Source organism: Dyella sp. AtDHG13 (assembly GCF_003201105.1).
Classification (GTDB): domain Bacteria; phylum Pseudomonadota; class Gammaproteobacteria; order Xanthomonadales; family Rhodanobacteraceae; genus Dyella; species Dyella jiangningensis_B.
The window spans coordinates 537891-556688 of sequence record NZ_QICJ01000001.1; the positions used below are offsets into that span (position 1 = coordinate 537891).

Sequence of the window (18798 nt, forward strand, 5' to 3'; positions counted from 1 at the left end):
GAGGCCTGGCTTTTTTTTGCCCGCGATTCCGTTGCTCGATGCCCACGAGAAGCAGCAGGGAGATGCCGCGCACCACATCGCGCAAAAACACTACCGATATCGGCGCTCTCCGACGACTTCGCACATTGACGCCGAACCCTACGATGTCCTGATGCGTCGGCCGCATGCCGTCCGACGAACCGCTTCCCCTCACCCATCAGGAGTCGCCATGAAGAAAGGCCTCGTACCCGGCATCATCACCCTGCTTCCGCTCGCCCTCGCGCTGAGCGCCTGCGCAACCTCACCGGGCGCGGCGTCGCCGGGCGCCGTCGAAGTGCGCGCCGGCGTGATCGAGCAGATCACCGACGTGCAGATCGAAACCAACCATCACACCGGCGTGGGCGCGGTGGTGGGCGGTGCGGTGGGTCTGGGCGTGGGCAGCCTGATCGGCGCCGGCACGGGGCGCGACGTCGCGATGGTGCTGGGCACGGTCGGCGGCGCCGTGGCCGGCAACGAAGTGCAGAAGCACTACGACAAGCCCGTGGCGGGGCAGCAGATCGTGGTGCGCCTGAAGAACGGCGTGCTGATCTCCGTCACCCAACCGGCGTCGTCCGGCTTCTCCAAGGGCGAGAAGGTGTACATCGAAGGCAACGGCGAGAATGCGCGGGTGGTTCGCCAATAGCGTCCATTCCACACGCCGTCGACACGAAGGCCGCCGCAAGGCGGCCTTCATCGCGGACAGGCATTACACGCGCTGCGCGAGCTCCAGCGCAGCCACCCGACGCTCCAATCTCGGCCCCAGATAGCAATGCGAGCCGCAGGGCATCAGCCCTACCTCGCCGAACGCCTTCAGGTACCACGACGGCGCGCGCGCATGGAAACCTTCCATGTCGCCATCCACGCCGTCCTTACTGGTGAACACCTCAAGAAAGGCGAGGCCTTCGAGCATGTCGCTGATGCCGCCAAGCCCCGCGCGGATCTCGGCCGGCTTGAGGTAATGCAGCACGTCGGTGCATACGATGATGTCGAAACGCTGGTCGAAGCGCAGGTATTCCAACTGCCCGAAGCGCGCCAGCCCGATGTTGCGGCTGCGCCCGTAACGCGACACCGCATACTCGCTCGCCTCCAGCCCCTGGTAGTGAAGGCCGGGCCGCAGCTTCAGCAGCGGCGCGCGCCACACGCCCTCGCCACAGCCCACGTCCAGCACCGAACGCACGGTGCGGCCGAGGTAGTACTCCGCCTGCGCCACCACCATGGCAATCTTGCGGCGCAACTCCGCCGGCGAGGCGACGGAGTGATCGGGGTGGCGATACCACTTGTCGAAGTAGGCGCGGTCGTAGGTCTTGGGCACAGGCGTTTCTCCGGCGTGGAGGCGCATGGTAACCCAGCGCCCACGATCACCTGCCCTGAACATGGCTTGCCGCAGCATATCCGTGCTGGAACCTGGGAGCCGCCCCTATGCCCACGATCCGCATACGCATGACCGGCACGCGCGACGATGCCGACACCCTGCTGACGATCCTCCACGGCATCGACGGCATCGAGCACGTCGAGGAAATCGACGATCCCTCGCAGGACATGCGGGACGACTCCAGTTCGTCCGATCTCGTCGACGACAACAGCGCCGAGTTGTTCTTCATCGAAGTCACCGCCCGCGACGCGCTGCACGCCCATGCCGTGCGCGCCGTTGCCGAGGTGGAAGCGTCCGTGCTCGGCGCGGTGGTGGAATTCACCGACGATTTCTGATCGACCTCACGCGCGTCAATCCCGCGCGCGTCGACGACATCCATTCGCTCTCCGACACCGTGGACCATTTCAGATACCTCCCCATGGAGGCACTTGCGTGCGCGGCATACGGTCTCCTATGCGCCCCGCGCAAGGCTATGTCCTATCCAAGGAGACACGATGAGCAGCAAAGACTTTCGCAATCGGTACCCCATCATCCTCGTTCACGGTTTTACCGGCTGGGGTCGAGATGAAATGCTGGGGTTCAAGTACTGGGGTGGCAAGGTCGATATCGAAGCCCGCCTCAACGACTTGCACTTCCATACACGCACCGCGACTGTCGGCCCCTTCTCCAGTAGCTGGGAGCGATCCGTCGAGCTGTACCACTACCTTGTTGGCGGCAGGGTCGACTACGGCGCCGCCCACGCCAAGAAGTACGGCGTCCACCGCTACGGCCACACCTTCCCGGGCATCTATCCGCAAATCAGCGATACCAACAAGGTCCACCTGGTTGGTCACAGCATGGGCGGCCAGACGATCTGCGACCTCGAAGCCTTCCTTCGCAACGGGTCACAAGAGGAGCGCGACTACCACAAGGCCCATCCGGAGGAAGACCCCATCTCCGACCTGTTCCTGGGCGGCAAGCATTGGGTGCACAGCATCACGGGCCTGGCCCCCGGGTTCAATGGCACGACCTTCCTGGATACCCACGAAGGTCTGATCAACTTCATGAACCTCACCAAGCAGATCACCGTCACCATGGCTGCAACCATTGGCGGCGATCCCAACGATTTCATCTATGACTACAAGCTGGATCAGTGGGGACTCAAACGCGAGCCCGGCGAACCTTTCGTCCAGTACCAGGAGCGCGTTTTCGAAAGCGATGTCTGGAAGTCGAAAAATATCGGGTTCTACGATCTGACCTCACCGGGTGCCGCGAAGATCGCCCGCGACAGGCTCCGACTGTTTCCCGAGACCTATTACTTCTCGTTTTCCGGCAACGCCACTTTCAAGAACCCCAAGACCGGATTGGCGCTTCCCGTGCCGACGATCAATCCCATACTCTACCTGCCCGCGTTGATCATCGGCCGCAATCAAGGCAACCCCGAGTATCCGGGGGACGAAGCCGAATGGCATAACAACGACGGCTGCATTTCCTGTGCTGGCACCCGCTACGTGCTTGGCCAGGAACATCGTGACGCGGACCCCAACGATCTCTCGTTCCCGCCCGGCATCTGGAACTCGTTCCCGACCATGAATGGCTGGGATCACGGCGACTTTACCGGCATCAATATCTCGTTTCTGCTGGGGCGCAGAGACATCATGCCGTTCTATACCGACCTCGCCCGCCGGCTGGTGTCGATCGAGCCACCCCACGACGACACCCAGGAGGATTCATCGGCCCACTCTGCGGTGTTGCATGCGCCGAAAAAGCATGACGCGGCCCACAAGGCGGCGCCAGCGAAACACGCCAAGGCATCGGCACCCGGCGGACATCCCAAGGGTAAGCACTAAGTAATAGAGGGATGGCGCGTTTGCGGCGCGCCATCCCTGCGCCAGCCTGACGCGGCGCATGAATACGCGCCGAACAAAATTGCGCGCTCCGTCGCCCAGCCGGTAAGCCGGACGTCAACTCCCACGTTGACACTCCCAGGTCACGCCGCCGTTCAATCGCCGCCTGGAGCCCGGACGCATGCAGGACACCCCGAACCGCCCTTCCCTCGGCAGGCGCTCATGGCTCGCCGCCATCAGCGTGCTGCTCGTACTCGGCACCAGCGCCGCCGCCGCACGAAGCGGCAGCGCACTCTCCCAGGACGATGTGGACTGGCTGCGGCGCGACAGCTTCGAGCTGGATACCGCCACCGTCGCCATGTACCGCGACCTCGGCCGCTCGCGGCTGCTCGACCGGCAACTCGACGGACGCATCAGCGACGACCTCCCCGCCCCGATCACCGCGCTGATCAACTCCTACGAAGCGGCCAACACGCCGACCGAGCAAGTCCTGGCCGGCCTGCGCGACGAGCAGGAGAAGATCAAGGCCATGCCCGATGGCGATGAGAAGACTGCGGCGAAGAAGGCCCAGCAGCAGCACGCCAACGACCTTCTCCAGCAGGCGCAGGAAATCGAAATGCTGCATGCCGTCTACGGCCCGAACCAGCTCAAGGAGCAGATGGTGTGGTTCTGGCTCAATCATTTCAGCGTGTACGGCGCCAAGGGGCGCGTGCGTTGGGTGGCCGCCGACTATGTGCAGAACACGATCCGGCCGCATGCGCTGGGCAAGTTCCGCGATCTGGTCATGGCCACGCTGGAAAGCCCGGCGATGATGGAGTTCCTGGACAACGCCCAGAACGCCAAGGGCCACGTCAACGAAAACTATGCGCGCGAATTGATGGAACTGCACACGCTGGGCGTCGGTTCCGGCTACACCCAGCAGGACGTGCAGCAGCTGGCGCTGATCCTCACCGGCGCCGGCGTGGCGCCCCTGCGCGATCCCGACGCCATGCGTCCGCGCGTGGCGGAGATGGTGGTGCGCAACGGCATGTTCGAGTTCAATCCCAAGCGCCACGACTTCAGCGACAAGGTGCTGCTCGGCCACAAGATCAAGGGCAGCGGCTTCGACGAGATCTCCGAAGCCGTCGACATCATCACCAAACAGCCGGCGTGCGCGCAGTTCGTATCGAAGAAGCTCGCCGAGTACTTCGTCGCCGACCAGCCGCCGCCGGAACTGGTGGCGAAGATGGCGCGCACCTTCCAGCGCACCGATGGCGACATCGCCGAGGTATTGCGCACCATGTTCGAGTCCAGGGAACTGGCCGCCACCTACGGCAAGAAGTTCAAGGACCCGATGCAGTTCGTGGTGTCCTCGGTGCGCATGGCCTATGACGGCAAGCCCATCGCCAATGCCAAGCCGCTGCTCAACTGGCTCAACCAGCTCGGCGAGCCGGTGTTCGGCAGGCTGACCCCGGACGGCTGGCCGCTGGACAGCACGGGCTGGTCCAGCTCGGGACAGATGGCCAAGCGCTTCGAGATCGCCGGCGCCATCGGCACCGGCAACAACCGCCTGCTGACGCCCGAAGGCCAACCCAAGAGCGGCGGCGACTTCCCCATGCTCACCACGCGGCTCTACTACGACACCTTCGACACAAAGCTGAGTGCGCCGACGCGCGAAGCGCTGGCCAAGGCCACCACGCAGCAGGAATGGAACACCTTCCTGCTCTCCTCGCCCGACTTCAACTACCGCTGAGGCCACGCCATGAAACGCCGCGAATTCCTGCTCGCCGCCGCCACCGCTGCCGTCGCCGCGCCCGCCTTATCGTTCTCGGGAAAGCTGTTCGCCGCACCGGCCAACAGCCCGCGCTTCCTGCTGGTGTTTCTGCGCGGCGGCTATGACTGCAACAACCTGCTCGTGCCCTACAGCAGCGATTTCTACTACGAGTCGCGCCCCACGCTCGCCATCGCCAAACCCGATCCGTACAACGCCAACAGCGCGATCGGGCTGGACGGCAACTGGGGCCTCAACCCCGTGCTGCGCGATTCCATCTATCCGCTGTGGCAGAAGCGGCAGGTCGCCTTCGTGCCGTTCGCCGGCACCGACGACATGTCGCGCAGCCACTTCGAAACGCAGGACAACATCGAGTCCGGCGAGCCGACCGAACAGCGCAGCAACTTCCGCTCCGGCTTCATGGCGCGCCTGTCCGGCCAGATGAGCGCCGTGCCTTCCATTGCCTTCACCGATGCCTTGCCGCTTTCGTTCCAGGGCAGCGGCCGCGACATACCCAACATCTCCCTGCGAGGCAACACCAAGCCCGTCTACGACGAACGGCAGGCCGGCATCCTCGCCGGCATGTATCGCGACACCAACCTGGCTTCGGCCGCTGCTGATGGCCTGGAACTGCGCCAGACCGTGTCCAAGGAGCTGCAGGACGAAATGATGAAGGCGAACCGCGGCGCGCCCAACGCCAAGAGTTTCGCCGACGAAACGCAGCGCATCGCCACCATGATGCGCGACCAGTACCGCCTGGGCTTCGTCGACGTGGGCGGCTGGGACACGCACGTCAACCAGGGCAACGTCACCGGACAGCTGGCCAACAACCTCAGCAACCTCGGCAAGGGTATCGCCGCCTATGCCGATGCGCTGGGCGACGAGTGGAACAACACGGTCGTAGTGGTGGTGTCCGAGTTCGGCCGCACCTTCCGCGAGAACGGCAATAAAGGCACCGATCACGGCCACGGGACCGTGTACTGGGTGCTGGGCGGCAAGGTGAACGGGGGACGCATCGCCGGCCAGCAAGTGGCGGTGAATCCGCAGAGCCTGCTGCAGAACCGCGACTACCCCGTGCTCAACAACTATCGCGACGTGCTCGGCGGGCTGCTGGGGCGCATGTGGGGTTTGTCAGGCAGCCAGCTGCAGTCGGTGTTTCCCGGCGCGCATCCGCGCGACCTGCAACTGGTGTAGTCAGCCGAAGCGCTTCTGCGGAGCGTCGTCGTTCCGCGGAAGCGCGCATGCCGCGCGACGCTTCACGCCACGCGGCGATAGCGGCCAGACATCACGGGCTCCCACTTCACACCGCCGTCGAACGAGCTCTCCAGCTTCAACGTGAACACGTCATCGTCCTCGAACACGTAGACGTGCCGCGTCTGCCCACGTGGCGAACTGCGCACGAAGGTCAGGCTGTCGCCATTCCACACACCTGGCGCCGGCATGCCAGGCACGAAGCCGTAGCTGTCGAACCAGTACAGGCTGTACTGGTCGTGCTCCGGCTCCATCACGAACACGGCGTGTGCCTGCAAGCTTGTATTGCCATCGCGTTCTTCGCGGTAATCCTGCACCAGCGCGCGGCCATTGAGCGCCACGCGCGCCGTGACGTACCCGACCGCCGCGCCGCCCTGCCCCCAGCGCGTGGTGGCGATGGTTTCATCGCCCTGCCAATCGCCCGCAAGGCGGGCCAATACGTTCGCGGTCATGGCTCAACCGTCCTCGCCCGACAGGCGCACCAGCAGACCCTTGGCGATGGCGCCATGCAGCTTGCCCAGCCCGCGCACCATGTGCAGCGTGGCGAACAACAGCAGGATGCCGGCGATGCAGGTCAACACGGCCAGCGGCCAGTAGTTGCCGTCGCACAGCCAATGCGGAATGCCGCAGTTCAGATAGATCACGTCCTCCACGCTCAGCGCCTTCAGCACCGGCGTGCCGATAAAGGCCAGCGAAATGCTCAGCAGGGTGATGGTCAGCGTGAAGTACAGGATGCCCAGCGGCAACATCAGCACCATGTAGAACAGCGTGGTCCAGGTATGCACATCGGTGAAGATGGCCCCCACGCGCTGGCTCAGCGACTTGCCGGCATTGGACGGATACAGCGGCCGGCGCGGCATGCGCACGCCGAGCATCGTCTCCACGATGCGCCCTTCCAGCAGCGACAGCGCGCGCACCGTGGCCAGGAACAGGATGGCGAAGGGAATGCCGATGATGAGCACCGACAAGCCCATCGACAGCGACACGCCCGTCACCGCCCAGGTGAAGTAGAAGATGCCCGTGGCCAACGCCAGCAGCATGTAGAACAGCGCGCCCCAGGTGCGCGAATCGGCGGCGACGCCAAAGAAGCGTCCCGGCAGCGAGCGGCGCCTGGGCGGCGGCGGCGGACGCAGCGCGCGCTGGATCTTGATCTCCTGGTCACGATAGATGTCCGCCACCTCTTCCGGCGCCCCGTACGTGCTCACCACGTGCGCCAGCATGTCGGCTTCGCTGCGCTGCGGGTTGTCGGCCAGCTCGGCGCGCAGGTGTTCCTCCGCGTCGTACAGCGCATCCTGGATCAGCGCGGGGTCCGCGCCCTTCAGCGCCGCGCGCAGCTGTTTCAGGTATTCGGCGATCGTGCGTGGTGCATTCATTACACCTCTCCTTGCAGAACGGCATCGACGGAGTCGCGCGTGGCCGACCAGGCATCCACCCAGTCACGCAGGACCTCGCGCCCCTGCTTCGTTATGCGGTAATAGCGCCGCGGCGGACCGCTGATGGAAGGCTCCACCTCGCTGGCCAGCAGCCCTGCCCCCTCGAGATTGCGCAGCACGGGATACAGGGCACTCTGTTTCCCGGCAAGCACGCCCTCGCCCATGTCTTCCAGCCGCTTGGCGATCTGGTAGCCATACATCGGCTGCCGCGACCGCCCAAGCACCGCCAGCAGCACCAGCGATACGGTGCCCGCCGACAGCTCCTTCTGGAACTTCTTCAGATGGCTGCTGTTGTCTTCCATGCCCCACCTGCACTGCTACCCATCGTGGACTCCACCATAGTGTGAAGTTCGCACTAGTGCATGGGCATGAAGTCATGCCCTGGACCGGAAGCGGTTGGATGTGTCGCCTGCGCTGGCGATCGAGCCCGCTCACGGCAATCGCCGGGCAGCGTTGCTCAGTTCAGAAAAAGGGTGTTTGGACCTTGGCTCAGGCGGGGCTTGGGAAGACGGCCGCGTGCAGACACAACCATGCCGACTGACGCCAAGCCAACGGAAAGCGACCGATGCCGAGCCAGCCCCTTCTTTCAGTGCTCGTTGACCCAGATTTCCTCGATGTTGTTCATCACCGCGAGTTTCACGTCGGGTTGCGACAACTTCGAAACGTCGAAGATGCGACCGTGGCGCATCCCTCGGTAAACCCCATCTTTCCGGAACGTTGCCGCCCATATGACGCTGTCCAACGCCGCCGTGTCGTACTGCGCGGTGTAGTTGAACCCGTTACTGGTCACGCCAAAAAGGTCATGCATAAACGCTTGCTCCGCGGGCGGCTCGTGCGCGGACACTACACCTTTGCCCAGGGATGCATGTGAAAGGGAATCACGGGCTCCGTGAAGAAGGGAAACACGCTTCTTATGGAGCCGTCGCGGTCACTTTGAAGCGCCTTGCGCGCGCGGGACCACAGCTCTCCGATGGAGATCTTCGACGCTGAATGCAAAAACATGCATCGAGATTTTCCCAATCTTTCACGGGTCACGCACGATGCGCCTCATACAACAACGGCGCCACTACGGGCAGTCATCGAGAGAACATCATGGACAAGAATCGCGTTGAAGGCACGAAGCACGAGATCAAGGGCGCCATGAAGGAAGGCGTTGGCAAGGTCACGGGAAATCCTGCCAAAGAGGCGGCGGGAGCGATCGAGAAGAACGCCGGCAAGGTACAGAAGGAAGTCGGCAAGGAACACGATCGCCAGCGTGATGCGGACAAGCATCACTGACGGAACCGCGTAACCGACGCGCCGCTTGCCATTGTCGGTCAAGCGGCCGCCTTGGGACGGCCTTGTGACAACACCCTGGAGGGAAACTCGCCGTAGATGCGCCGATAGGCGCTGGAAAAACGCCCGAAGTCCCATACGCCAAAGCGCCCGCATATCTGCGCCACGGTATCCGATGGCCCGGCGGACTGCAGTGCCTGATGAATGGCGCGCATGCGCCGCAGCATCAGGAATCGATGCGGGCTCAGGCCGAAGTGTTCCAGGAACGCCGTCTGCAAGGTGCGGTTCGATACGCCCGCCGCCTGGCAAAGATCGCTCACGCGCAGCGCCTCGCTGGTGGATACATCCAGCCTGGCCAGTGCACGCCGGATGATCTCGCGGCGCGCCAGCCGCGGACGGCCCAGCGCGGAGGCCGGCAGCGGCGCCACTGCCTGCACCGCCTCGCAGACGCCGGACGCAAGCTGCTCGTAAAGCTCGCGCCGCGCAGGCATGTCGTCCAGCGCGTTCGGATCCACGTCGCCGACCTCGAACATCCGGCACACAAGATCACCCAGCCCCGCGACCAGGCTTGCGCGCGTCTGGCCGATAAGGTGATCTCCCGGATCGGGTTGGAAATCCAGCGACGGATCATTCAACCACCGCGCCACCGTGTCGCGACCGACGCTGATGCCCACCCAGCGCATCGCAGTGCTGTGGTAGCAATAGAAGCTGCGATGGGAGGCAAGCCAGGCGAGGGTCGCGTTGCCCATGGGCTGCCCGTTCATGGCCACGTCGACGCCGCGCGACAGCGGAAAGAACAGACCGAAGTTCTCCGGCCGGCAGGCGCCTTCATAGACAGCGCCCGCACCATTGAAGCCCAGCATGACTTCGATGTCGGCCAGGACAACGTATTGCATGCACCAGTTGTCCGTGCTCTTCTTCAAGGGGATGAAGCGGCCGGAGACGCCGCGCATGGCCTCTTCGAATTCATCGAAGGCAAGACCGAAGAGCCGAACCATGTCCCCTCCACGTCATGGCGTCAAAGGACATCGTCACCGCTTCCGTGTCGGGTGACGCATCCCTTTCATTGGCACCTCGCCGTCGCATGCAGATAAAGACCCGCGCGACGGACGAAGGCGTCGCAGGAACATTTACCCGAACTTCGATCAACGCTCAACAGCGCCCCGCTCGAAACGCTCCCTGATTCACGCTTGCACCTTGTGCTTGGGCTTGTTGCGCGGCGCGGCCTGTCATCGGCATCACCTTCATGCATGCGCCTGCGCAGTCGCATGCCCGCGCGATGACGCCCGGCATCATCGTCGCGTCGCCACGCATTTTTTTCCAGTTTTACGTAGACGGTCTTGCGCGCGCGGAACAAGCTCCAGCCAACGGGTGGCGGTCCAATTTCCCTTCCATGACAGAAATGTCGACGGAATGGATGTCTCCCCACTGCAGGCTCGGCGATCAGGGCCGGCAAGGGACAGCACGGCAAAGCGGCCATAACGTGGCGCACGGCAAGGAGGACACTATGGGGTTGTATCGGGGGCTGCCGGTATCTCATGCCGTATCCGTCGCGCGTGCGCTGCTGGAGCTGGCGAACGATGCGGTCACGGAAGACGTTCTGCCCAAGCCCATGGCGGCGACCATCTCCGCCACGGCCAGCGACATCGCCTTCCGTCTTGAAACATTCCTGACATCGCGTGGCACGGGCTTGCCGCCCAGGCTTCATCAGCATCTCGACGGCGTACTGGTGGATTTCGACGCCATCGTGCAATTCGCCGACCTGGTCGTCGACCACGATCTCACGCCTCGCAATATCGGCCACGTCGCCGCGGCGCTCCGCTACACTCTCACGCGTGTGCTGGAACGGTTGCGGGAAGTCGAGCGCGAACTCGACGGCTGCGCTACCGATGACCGCACCGGTTTGCCCAGCACGATCACCTGTTAGCTCCGCGACATCGACGGCGCTCGAGTGATCCCGAGGAACAATGGTCATGATCGAGTGTTGGTTCGAGTTCGCCAGTAACTACAGCTACCTGAGCGTGATGCGCATCGAGCGGGAGGCGCAGGCGCGCGGCGTGCCCATCGCGTGGCGTCCGTTCCTGCTCGGGCCGATCTTCCAGTCTTTCGGCTGGACCAACTCGCCCTTCGTGCTGCAGCAGGCCAAGGGGCAGTACGTCTGGCAGGACATGCCGCGCCAATGCCGCAAGTACGGCCTGCCGTGGCGACAGCCCAGCCAGTTTCCGCGACGCTCGGTACTGCCCACGCGCATCGCCCTGCTTGGTGAGGATCAACCCTGGATGGGCGCCTTCTGCCGCCGCATCATGCACATGAACTTTGCCGAGGACCGCGACATCGACAATGCCGACGCCGTCAGCGAGGCATTGGCCGAACTCGGCCTGCCGGCTGACGCCTGGCTGCAGGAAGCCGGCGCGGAGGCCAACAAGCAGCGCCTGCGTGAACGCACCGAGCAGGCCAAGGCGCGAGGCATCTTCGGCGCGCCCACCTTCTTCGTGGGCGATGCCATGTACTGGGGCAACGATCGGCTGGACGACGCGCTGGACGACGCGGCCGCCCTGCGGTCTGGCCAGCACACCACTCGCTAGGTCGGCGACATGGCTAAGTAGTTTTACGCAGTCGCATCAGGTATTTCACCGGACGCACAGGGAAATATCTCATGCTCTGATAGCCCGCACGCCATGCCCGCGGCCCGCCAGTGCCGCGGGTCCGCTCCCTTCCATGGAGCCATTCGTGCGGATACCACCATGAATCGTGCCGGCCTCGCTTTACCCCTACGATGCGCGGGATGGCTACTCGCGCTGGGGCTGTTGGCCTCGTCCACATCCCTATGGGCTCAGCCGCAGGAGCCGTCGGCGCCACCCGCCACCGACGAAACCCACGCCGACCACCCCGGCGATGCGGTGGCGCGGTACTTCAATCGCGACATCGTCACGTTCCGCGCCTCCTTCCTCGGTCGCCCGCCCGAGCTGCGCGCGAGGACGGCACAGGAAAACATCGACCGCGTCGTCAAGAAGAACGGCCGCGCGGAGGTTTCCTTCAAGGACACCACGCAGGGCCTGCTGGTGCTGCTGGGTGGTGAGCTGATCACCATCGTCACGCCGGACGACCTGGACAAGCTCAACAACGAAAGTATGGCCGACGTGCAGGCTCACGTCGCTGCCAACCTGAGCGCGGCGGTGAAGGCGGCGGAAAGTACCGAGCGTCCCCAGTGGATTCTGCGCGGCGCGCTGTGGTCGATCCTGGCGACGGCGCTGGCCTTCGCCCTGTTCATCGGCGTCCGCTGGGTCGCCCGGCGTATCGACGAGGCATTGCGGCGCTGGCTGGAACGCCGGCTCGATGCCATCCGCCATGAATCCACGCGGCAGCTGGCGCTCGGCGTGCGCACCATCGCGCGCTGGCTCGTGCGTGTCGCCACCTGGATCATCGTGCTGGCCGTGCTGGAAGAGTGGCTGCGCTTCGTGCTCGCCCAGTTTCCGTATACGCAGCCGTGGTCGGAGGCGATGCGCGGCTGGATCATCGGCCGGCTCTCCGATTGGGGCACGGCCATCGCGGGCGCCATTCCTGGCCTGGTCGCCGCGCTGGTGATCCTGCTGGCGGCCCGCATGCTCACGCAGGGCATCAGCGTGACCTTCCGTGGCGTGCAGAGCGGGCGGTTCCAGTTGTTCCAGATCGACTCCGAACTGGCCGAACCCACGCGCAAGATCGTCGTGGCCGTGGTCTGGCTGTTCGCCGTCGCCATGGCGTACCCGTACCTGCCCGGCGCGCAGACCGAAGCCTTCAAGGGGCTGAGCGTGCTGGTCGGCCTGATGGTGTCGCTGGGCGCCTCGGGCATCGTCGGCCAGGCGGCCGGCAGCTTCACCATTCTCTATTCGCGCACCATGAAGGTGGGCGACCTGGTGCGCAGCGGAAATACCGAGGGCGTCGTGCTGCAGATCGGCCTGTTCGCCACGCGCCTGCGCACGCTGACCGGCGTGGAGGTGAACATCCCCAACAACGTGGTACTGGGCACCCAGCTGCTCAACTATTCCCGGCACCCGGAAGGCCCGGGCATGTGGCTGGAAACCTGCGTGACCATCGGCTACGACACGCCGTGGCGGCAGGTGCAGCAGATGCTGCTGGGTGCGGCGGACGAAACGGCGCTCATCGAGAAATCACCCGCGCCGTTCGTGCTGCAGACGGCGCTTTCGGACTTCTATGTCGAATACCGCCTGCGCGTGCGCATCGTCGACGTCAGCCAGCGGCAGAACATCATGAGCGAGCTGCACGCGCGCATCCAGGACCACTTCAACGTAGCCGGCGTGCAGATCATGTCGCCGCACTACGTCACGGATCCCAAGGAACCCAAGGTCGTTGCGCCAGAACACTGGAACGGCTAAAACGCCTGCATGTTCTTCTCCAGGGACGCCTCCATCCGCCGGCAGTTCGCCGTTTTCCTCGGGGCGATCTACGTGGTGCTGCTGCCCTTCGCCGCCTGGGTGCTGTTCCATCAATGGACGGCCTATGAAGCAGCCCGCGAGAACCTGGACGACTTCGGCCGGTTCCACACCACGCTGATCGCCATGGAACGGCTCTCGGTCGAACGCATGGCGACCGCGCAGATGCTGGGCAGAGCCGCCCGCCGCGGTACGCTCGAGCAAACCGAACTCAGCCACGCACGCGGCGCGGTGGACGATCGACTGCAAGCGCTCGCCGCAGCCATCGGCTACAAGGCCTGCCATCATTGCGGCGAACTGTCGACCTCGCTGGATACCGTGACGGCGAACCTTCACGCAGCACGTGAACGTGTCGACGCCCTGCTCGCCGATGGCCCCGTGTCCGCCACCGACGTCAGTGTCACCGATCGCCTCGCCGACTGCGGCTCGCAACTCTCGACGCTGGCCGGCGCCAGCGTAGCCATGTCCGTCCAGCACGAACCGAACGCCGTACGCTACATCTACGTGGCCTCGTTCGCCGCCCTGCTGCGCGACCAGGCCGGCCAGCTCGGCACGCAAGCAACCCAGGTGCTGGCCGGCGGTAGCCCGATAAACGCCGGAGCGTATCGCGCCATCGAGCGGACCATCGGCAGGATCAAACTGCTCCATTGGCTGAGCGCCACCGTCGTGCACCAGCACGAGGCGCTGTCCGATCGCCTTGTCGCGCATATCGAAACCGGCTATCTCGACGCCGGGCTGACGTATGCGCAGAACACCGTCGATGCGGTGGCCGCCAACGGCAAGACACCCTCGACGGCGGAATTCGATCAGCGCTACGCCGCCTCGCTGGCCCCCATCACCGACCTGCGCGACGATGCGCTTCGCCTTGCCTCCACCGCCCTGCAGCGGGACGAACACCGGCAAGGCCTGCAGTTGATGTTCACGGCCATCGCGGTCGCGCTGCTCGCCCTGTTCCTGGTATTCGTCTCGCGGCAATTCCATCGCAGGATCGTCAAGCCATTCGTCGACGCGCGCCGGTTCGTGCTCGACGTCACCGCCAACCGCGGCATGGTGCGCTCGGCGCCGCAGGGCTATCGGGGCGAGATCCGCGATCTGTTCTCGGCCTTGTCGGCCCTGAAGGTAAGCAACGACCGCCGCTTCGAGCTGGAGAAGGAACGCGAACGCCTGATCCAGGAACTCCGCCTGATGGCGGAAACCGACTTCCTCACCGGCCTGCTCAACCGACGCTCGTTCGAGCGCCGCGCCATCGACATGCTCTCCGACCGGCGCAACAACGATGGCTGGATCGTGCTTACCGCATTCGACGTCGACCACTTCAAGCGCATCAACGACACCTATGGCCACGAAGCGGGCGACATGGCGCTGCGCAAGCTGTCGGAACTGGCCCGGGAAGCGTGGCGCGTGGACGACATCGTGGGCCGCATCGGCGGCGAGGAATTTGCCGTCATGGCCCGCGTCAAACTGCCGGACGACGCCACCGTGCCGGCCCGGCGGCTGATGGATCGCCTGCGCAAGGAGATCATCACCACCGTCGACAGCCGCACCTTCTCCATCACCATCAGCTGCGGCGTCACCTACGCACACGCCACGAACATCCCTTCGCTGGAATCACTGATGCGACAAGCCGACAACCTGCTCTACGAAGCCAAGGTGTCCGGCCGTGACCGCATCGAGCTGGCTCCCTTCGACCCACGGCGTGGCGAAAGCTGAGGTTGTTCCTTCACTAATGGACCAACGCGAACAACGTAGCCCGGATGAAGCCAAAGGCGGAATCCGGGATCACGCCGCGCATGCATCGCTGGGCGCGAACCAGCGCGAATTGCGCAAGCGGTGAAAGGCTGGGGCGACATCCTCCCGGATTCCGCTTCGCTGCATCCGGGCTACTGGGTTGCTGCGGCTTGGGGGAACGCGATTCTTGTCTTGCCACGGCTCTGCTCACGCACAATCGAACAAGCACATGAAGCCATAGTCCATATGCAGCTGCATATGGCAATGAAACAGCGACAACCCACGCTGATCCGCGATGAAATCCACCTCCGTGCTCTGGTATCCGCCCAGCATGGCCACGTCCTTGATGATGCCCGCGGTGGGCTGTCCGGCGATGCTCGTGATCTCGAAACTGTGCCGGTGCAGGTGCATGGGGTGGATATCGTCGCTGGCGTTGTGCATGCGCAGCCGGTAGCGGCGGCCGTGACGCAGCTGGAACATCGGCTTCATCGCTTTCATGTCGAAGGCGGTGCCGTTGATGGTCCAGCGGTTGAAACCGCCGATGGCCGCGTTCCGCTTGGCGAAGGTCATCTCGATGACCTCGTCGGGATCGGCGGCGTGCGGCGCCGGCATCGCGAAGCGACGGTAGTCCCAGGCGAAGGGCGCAGGCTTTTCCCAGCGCGGTTTGCCGTGCTGGCCCGCATACTCGATGACGATGCCCATGCCGTGCTCGCGGTCGTCGTCCGCCAGATCGCCCATGATCCACACGCCGGGATGCTTCATCTCCACGATGGCGCTGATGCGCTCGGCCGTGCCCAGCCACAGCACGGGCACCTCGGATGGATGCGGCACGGGATTGCCATCGAGCGCGACGACCTTGAATACATGGCCCGGCAAGGCAAGGCTGCGCAGTTCGGTGGCGCTGCCGTTGACGACATGGAACATCACCCGCTCGCCTTGCTTCACGCGCACCGGTTCACCGTGGCCCAGCATGCGACCGTTGATGGCGAAGGCCTGATAACCCACTTCGTATCCGTGCGGCGCGCCGCCGGCGAGCGACGCCTTCATGGCGCTCTCGCCTCGCTCTTCCAGTGAGCGATCACGTGCGCTCGGCTGCAGGAAATCCGCGGCCATGTCGCCGCCCTTGCTGAAGTAGGCGTCGAACTCCTTCAGCACCAGGAACACTTCGCGGTCGTAGTCGCCAGGCTCGTGCCGAGGCTCGATGTACACCGCACCGACCTGTCCGCTGTACTGACCACGCGTCAGGTCGTCGCGTGCCACGACATGCGTGTGGTAGAAGCGCAGGCCCGGCGGCCCGGGCGTGAAGGCAAGGCGACGCATGCCCCGTGCGGGAATATAGGGTGTGCCCTCTTCGGCCGCGCCGTCCACGTCAACGGGAAGCGTCTGTCCATGCCAGTGCAGTTGTTCGGGCGTGTCCGTATCGTTGAATACGTCGACCACCACGCGCCGGCCCTCCTGCAGGCGGATCAGCGGGCCGGGGCATTGGCCGTTATAGGCAACCGTGGAAACGACGTGTTCCGGCGACAACTCGATCAGGCTGCGGGCAATGCGCAGCGTGTAATCCGCCTTGCCTTCCGGGGCGCTCAGCGCGAATGCGGCCGCATCGCTCCACGGCGCGAGGCCCGCCGTCAGCGCGGCAGCGCTGCCCAGCTTGAGGAAGTCACGACGATTCATGATCGGCCACCGTGCGTGAGCGGAAAGGCCTTCGCCTCTCCATGCCATCAAGCATAGCGGTTCGCAGTCGCCGCGTGCGCACGAATGCGCACGTGGCGCAACGCGAATGCCTTCACGTTCGCTTGATCTCGCGGACGATGCCGCGCGCTCGTCGAGAGCTGCTCAAACGCATCAGCGTCGTGCTCAGGGTTCGCCGTTCGCGCGTATCGTCGCCTCGTTGATCGCGCGCACCTTCGCCTCGTCCACTTTTTCCACCTTGCGGTCGTAGGTGAACAGACCGTTGTGTTCGCCTTCGACGTCGGTGATCTGTGTATAGACGCTGCCCGACACGCTCACGGCCGGGCCTTTGTCGCGCAGCACCGCCGTGTTGGCGACGTAGCCGTCGTTCAGTGCGTCGCGGTCCTTCACTGCGCCGTAGGGATTGATCGGCGTGTTGGGCCACACATGGCCGGGAACGCCCAAGGTGAGTCCGCCGTGTTCACCGTCCATGGACGCGCGCGTCCCGTCCGGGCTCGGCAGGCCCGGCCCTTGATAGTCATGGATGTCATATACGTCGCCGGCATGCGGATCGCCCTTGGTGTCGCAGCAGTTGGCGCCGCTGCGCGCATCGACCAGGCGCGAAGGATCGCGCTGCTTGATCTGTGCGGCCAGCTCCGCCGCGGCGGGAATGCTCCACTGGCCCCAGCCTTCGTTGAATGGTATCCAGCCGATGATGGAGGTTTCGCCCTGGAGCTGGTCGACGATGGCCGAGACATCGGCACGGAAACCGGTCCTGTCGGCCTCGCTGAGCTTTTCGTTGTGGCCGTTGGGCAGCGCCGGCATGTCCTGCCACACCATCAGGCCGATACGGTCGGCCCAGTAATACCAGCGCGCCGGTTCCACCTTGATGTGCTTGCGGATGGTGTTGAACCCCAGGTCCTTGGTCTTCTGGATGTCGAACTTGAGCGCCGCGTCGGTGGGCGCGGTGTAGATGCCGTCTGGCCAATAACCCTGGTCCAGCGTAGCGAGCAGAAAGGTGGGCTTGCCATTGAGCACGATGCGGTTGCGTCCAGCCACCTTGTCGATGGCGATGGTGCGCAGACCGGCATAGCTGGTGACCTCGTCGCGTTGATCGCCCTGCGTCAGCGTCGCCTTGATGGTGTACAGGAACGGATCCCGCGGACTCCACAGGTGCGGCTGCGCGATGGACAAATGCAGCGACTGGCAAGCGGGGCCGCTCGCCTCACCCGCGACCTTGCCATCCGCATAGGCCGTGACATGCAGCGTGGCGCCTTCGCAGCGCCCGTGCAGCGTCGTGTTGACGGTGAACGCATCCAGACTGCGTGCGGGAACAAGGTTCAACTGCGCCACGCTGACGGCGGGCACCGGTTCCAGCCACACCGACTGCCAGATGCCCGAGGCGGCGGTGTAGAAGATGCCTTCGGGCTTCAGCCGCTGCTTGCCGACCATCACGTTGGCGCTATCCACTGGCGCGTGCACGGCCACCACGATCTCCTGCGGGCCGTTCGTTCGCAACGCCGGCGTGATGTCCGCGCTGAAGCTCGTATAGCCGCCCGTATGATTCGCCACCTGCTTGCCATTGACGTATACCGTGGCGTCCTGGCTCACGGCGCCGAAGTTCAGCCGAACGTGCTGCCCATGTGCGGTGAAATCAGCAGGGATATCCACCAGCCGCCGGTAGAACATGAAGTCCGCATGTTTCTGCACGCCGGACAGCACGGACTCGATGGGATACGGCACCAGCACCTGTTGCTTCAGCGCCTGACCGAACGGCGGCGCGCCCTGCCCGTCTGCCGGTGCGTACTGCCACAGCCCGTTGAGGCTCATCCATCGCGGATGGTCCAGCGATGGTCGCGCCAGCTGCGGCCTTGGATACTCGGGCAAGGCGTTATCGGGCGACACCTCCGCCGTCCACGGCGTGGCCAAGGGTGCCGGCTTGCCGCTCCAGGTGCCGGACGCGTCCGACGCCGCCATCGCCGGCGAAGCCATGCCCATCGCCACCATCACGCATGTGCCAAACCACGTCATGCACTGCATC

The 18798-nt window shown here is 64.6% G+C and carries 18 protein-coding genes; 10 read left to right on the forward strand and 8 right to left on the reverse strand.

The window, feature by feature from the left end:
* Window positions 1–208 precede the first annotated feature (208 nt).
* Window positions 209–661, forward strand: a complete 453-nt coding sequence (locus tag BDW41_RS02350; protein ID WP_074547078.1) for a glycine zipper 2TM domain-containing protein — start codon at window positions 209–211, stop codon at window positions 659–661.
* Window positions 662–724: 63 nt separating this feature from the next.
* Here BDW41_RS02350 and BDW41_RS02355 read toward each other — a convergent pair whose 3' ends face one another.
* Window positions 725–1330: a class I SAM-dependent methyltransferase gene (locus BDW41_RS02355; protein ID WP_074547077.1), complete on the reverse strand. Its 606-nt coding sequence runs from the start codon at window positions 1328–1330 to the stop codon at window positions 725–727.
* 107 nt (window positions 1331–1437) lie between these two features.
* Here BDW41_RS02355 and BDW41_RS02360 point away from each other — a divergent pair, with 107 nt between their 5' ends.
* The 4 genes from BDW41_RS02360 (at window position 1438) to BDW41_RS02375 (ending at window position 6160) form a co-directional block, all read left to right on the forward strand.
* Window positions 1438–1725: a hypothetical protein gene (locus BDW41_RS02360; RefSeq protein ID WP_074547076.1), complete on the forward strand. Its 288-nt coding sequence runs from the start codon at window positions 1438–1440 to the stop codon at window positions 1723–1725.
* 159 nt (window positions 1726–1884) lie between these two features.
* Window positions 1885–3219, forward strand: coding sequence for a hypothetical protein (locus BDW41_RS02365; protein ID WP_074547075.1), 1335 nt, complete (start codon window positions 1885–1887; stop codon window positions 3217–3219).
* A 178-nt stretch (window positions 3220–3397) separates the two neighbouring features.
* The gene (locus tag BDW41_RS02370; RefSeq protein ID WP_074547074.1) at window positions 3398–4948 is read left to right on the forward strand and encodes a DUF1800 domain-containing protein; all 1551 of its coding nucleotides are present in this window, start codon (window positions 3398–3400) and stop codon (window positions 4946–4948) included.
* A 9-nt stretch (window positions 4949–4957) separates the two neighbouring features.
* Window positions 4958–6160, forward strand: coding sequence for a DUF1501 domain-containing protein (locus tag BDW41_RS02375; RefSeq protein ID WP_074547073.1), 1203 nt, complete (start codon window positions 4958–4960; stop codon window positions 6158–6160).
* 62 nt (window positions 6161–6222) lie between these two features.
* On the opposite strand, the gene BDW41_RS02380 is transcribed toward BDW41_RS02375, so the two are convergent.
* The 4 genes from BDW41_RS02380 to BDW41_RS02395 form a co-directional block, all read right to left on the reverse strand.
* Window positions 6223–6669: a DUF1579 family protein gene (locus tag BDW41_RS02380; protein WP_074547072.1), complete on the reverse strand. Its 447-nt coding sequence runs from the start codon at window positions 6667–6669 to the stop codon at window positions 6223–6225.
* 3 nt (window positions 6670–6672) lie between these two features.
* A complete protein-coding gene (locus tag BDW41_RS02385) occupies window positions 6673–7590 on the reverse strand; it encodes a sensor domain-containing protein (RefSeq protein WP_074547071.1) in 918 nt (305 codons plus the stop codon).
* Complete coding sequence (locus BDW41_RS02390) at window positions 7590–7952, reverse strand: PadR family transcriptional regulator (protein ID WP_074547070.1); 363 nt, start codon at window positions 7950–7952, stop codon at window positions 7590–7592. Before BDW41_RS02390 ends, BDW41_RS02385 begins: the two co-directional genes overlap by 1 nt.
* 284 nt (window positions 7953–8236) lie before the next feature.
* On the reverse strand, window positions 8237–8458 hold the full coding sequence (locus BDW41_RS02395) for a hypothetical protein (RefSeq protein ID WP_146217286.1): 222 nt from the start codon (window positions 8456–8458) through the stop codon (window positions 8237–8239).
* A 284-nt stretch (window positions 8459–8742) separates the two neighbouring features.
* Here BDW41_RS02395 and BDW41_RS02400 point away from each other — a divergent pair, with 284 nt between their 5' ends.
* On the forward strand, window positions 8743–8928 hold the full coding sequence (locus tag BDW41_RS02400; protein WP_074547068.1) for a CsbD family protein: 186 nt from the start codon (window positions 8743–8745) through the stop codon (window positions 8926–8928).
* A 38-nt stretch (window positions 8929–8966) separates the two neighbouring features.
* On the opposite strand, the gene BDW41_RS02405 is transcribed toward BDW41_RS02400, so the two are convergent.
* Window positions 8967–9923: a helix-turn-helix domain-containing protein gene (locus tag BDW41_RS02405; protein ID WP_074547067.1), complete on the reverse strand. Its 957-nt coding sequence runs from the start codon at window positions 9921–9923 to the stop codon at window positions 8967–8969.
* Window positions 9924–10171: 248 nt separating this feature from the next.
* Here BDW41_RS02405 and BDW41_RS22890 point away from each other — a divergent pair, with 248 nt between their 5' ends.
* The 4 genes from BDW41_RS22890 (at window position 10172) to BDW41_RS02425 (ending at window position 15068) form a co-directional block, all read left to right on the forward strand.
* Entirely contained in the window at window positions 10172–10852 is a 681-nt protein-coding gene (locus BDW41_RS22890; RefSeq protein WP_146217287.1) for a hypothetical protein, read from the forward strand.
* Window positions 10853–10898: 46 nt separating this feature from the next.
* Entirely contained in the window at window positions 10899–11510 is a 612-nt protein-coding gene (locus BDW41_RS02415) for a 2-hydroxychromene-2-carboxylate isomerase (RefSeq protein ID WP_233496743.1), read from the forward strand.
* Window positions 11511–11669: 159 nt separating this feature from the next.
* Window positions 11670–13301 carry a mechanosensitive ion channel family protein gene (locus BDW41_RS02420; protein ID WP_158536966.1) on the forward strand — a complete coding sequence of 544 codons (1632 nt, stop codon included), beginning with the start codon at window positions 11670–11672 and terminating at the stop codon, window positions 13299–13301.
* Between the two features lie 9 nt (window positions 13302–13310).
* Window positions 13311–15068, forward strand: coding sequence for a GGDEF domain-containing protein (locus tag BDW41_RS02425; RefSeq protein ID WP_074547063.1), 1758 nt, complete (start codon window positions 13311–13313; stop codon window positions 15066–15068).
* A gap of 225 nt (window positions 15069–15293) precedes the next feature.
* Here the strand turns inward: BDW41_RS02425 and BDW41_RS02430 are convergent, their stop codons facing one another.
* Both BDW41_RS02430 and BDW41_RS02435 read right to left on the reverse strand, forming a co-directional pair.
* Window positions 15294–16760, reverse strand: coding sequence for a multicopper oxidase domain-containing protein (locus BDW41_RS02430; protein WP_074547062.1), 1467 nt, complete (start codon window positions 16758–16760; stop codon window positions 15294–15296).
* Between the two features lie 183 nt (window positions 16761–16943).
* Window positions 16944–18788, reverse strand: coding sequence for a sugar-binding domain-containing protein (locus tag BDW41_RS02435; RefSeq protein ID WP_158536967.1), 1845 nt, complete (start codon window positions 18786–18788; stop codon window positions 16944–16946).
* Between the last annotated feature and the right edge of the window lie 10 nt (window positions 18789–18798).